At 61.7% G+C, this 1,810-nt stretch carries 1 protein-coding gene; it reads left to right on the top strand.

The window, feature by feature from the left end:
- Positions 1 to 685: 685 nt before the first annotated feature.
- A complete protein-coding gene (locus QZY44_RS22615) occupies positions 686 to 1,561 on the top strand; it encodes a site-specific integrase (RefSeq protein ID WP_295452898.1) in 876 nt (291 codons plus the stop codon).
- Positions 1,562 to 1,810 lie beyond the last annotated feature (249 nt).

Below are 1,810 nucleotides of genomic sequence, written 5' to 3'. Positions count from 1 at the left end.
CCTCGGGCGGCGTTGCGTATGCCTTCAAGCCCCATCGATGCAGCTTCCCGGCTCTGAGTCCGGACCGCAGAAGGCTCTCCAGCATTCCCCTTGGTTACGTCCCTTTCCTCCACCGCCTCCGCAGGCGCGCCTTCGCTTTGTTCCGCTAAGCCTCCCTTGTTCGACAGCTTCTCAGGTCGTATGGACGTATCCGACTTCTCGGTGGCGTTGATGGCAGGATTTGCCTCCTCTACGTGCTGTTGCAGTAGCCTGCAGTGTTGCTGAGTTCTTTGACTTCATGCGCGATGCACGGGGGACGACGACGACCTACAGAACCTGCTTGGTGGCTGGTGCTTCCTTGACGGCGAACACGCTGTAGGAGCGGATCAGCGTCGTGGGTGAGTGGATCTGGGGAAACTCGGATTGCACGCCCAGGGTTTGATTTTGGAATCACGAGGACCTATGCCAAATAAACCACAACGGTTTCGCATTGTGAAAGGCTGCTTTCGCCATCTCGGTCTTGCCAAGGAAGGACCGCTTCTGTTCTTCTCCACTGACGGCTATTGGCCACAGGACTAAACCGCTCGCGCGGTAGGTCGACTGCTGAACTGTTGTAGGTATTTGGTGGGGTCAGTGGTTTGCAAAGGCCGTTGGCTGCCGATGTTGGAGAGGAGGCAATCCGCCTCTTCTTTGACAGGAGCAAATCATGGAGCCATCGAAGCCAGCCATCAGTCCGTTACGCCAGCGCATGATCGATGACATGCGGATGCGTAAGCTTTCCCCCAAGACGCAGAGCACCTATCTGCGCGCGGTGGGGCAACTGACGAAGTATCTCGGGCACTCGCCCGACACCGCCACGATCGAAGAACTGCGCAATTACCAATTGCACCTGGTCGATCACGGCATCTCGCCGGTCTCGCTCAACGCGGCGATCACCGGCCTCAAGTTCTTCTTCGAGATCACCGTCGGCGACACCGAGCGGATGGGCAAGATGCAGCCGGTGCGGGTGCCACACACCTTGCCGGTCATCCTGAGCCGCGAGGAGGTCGCCCGCCTGATTGCCGCCGCCGGCAACCTCAAGCACCAGACGGCCCTCTCGGTCGCCTACGGCACCGGGCTGCGCGCCAGCGAAGTGGCTGCCCTCAAGGTCGGCGACATCGATAGCCAGCGCATGACGCTGCGTGTCGAACAGGGCAAGGGCCACAAGGATCGTTATGCCATGCTCTCGCCGGTGCTGCTCGAGCGCCTGCGCGTCTGGTGGCGGGTGGCCCGCGCCCAAGGCAAGATGCTCGACGGCGGCTGGCTGTTTCCCGGCTTGAATCCGATCGAGTCGCTCAGCACCCGGCAACTCAACCGGGCCATCCATGCCGCCGCAGAGGCCGCACAGATCGACAAGCGGGTGTCGATGCATTCGCTGCGCCACGCCTTCGCCACGCATCTCCTGGAACAGAAGGAAGACATCCGCGTCATCCAGGTCCTGCTCGGGCACAAGCGGCTCGATACCACCGCCCTGTACACTCAGGTGGCCACGGATATCTTGCGCCAGGTGGTCAGTCCGCTGGAGACTTTGCCGCCTGCGTAGGTCCCTGCCGTGGGGCGTTGTGCCCTGGAGGTCGCGGAGATCTTCCGGACCTACGGGCCGGCGTGGCGTCGGGCACAGAGGGGTCATTTGAGTCTGGCTCAGCTCAAGTGTCGGCGCCGGTGTGAAAGCGGACGGCATAAGCCGACGTAGAACTGGCGTATAGGAATCGGCGATAGTGGTGGGTGGAGGTGAAGCTGGAGGTGTAAAGGATTAAGCCGCCCGACCCGAGAGAGGCCGGCGGCGGCGAAT

It is taken from the genome of uncultured Thiodictyon sp., from assembly GCA_903837595.1.
GTDB lineage: Bacteria > Pseudomonadota > Gammaproteobacteria > Chromatiales > Chromatiaceae > Thiodictyon.
The sequence above is the reverse complement of the archived record's forward strand: the minus strand, read 5'-3'. Positions and strand labels throughout refer to the sequence as shown.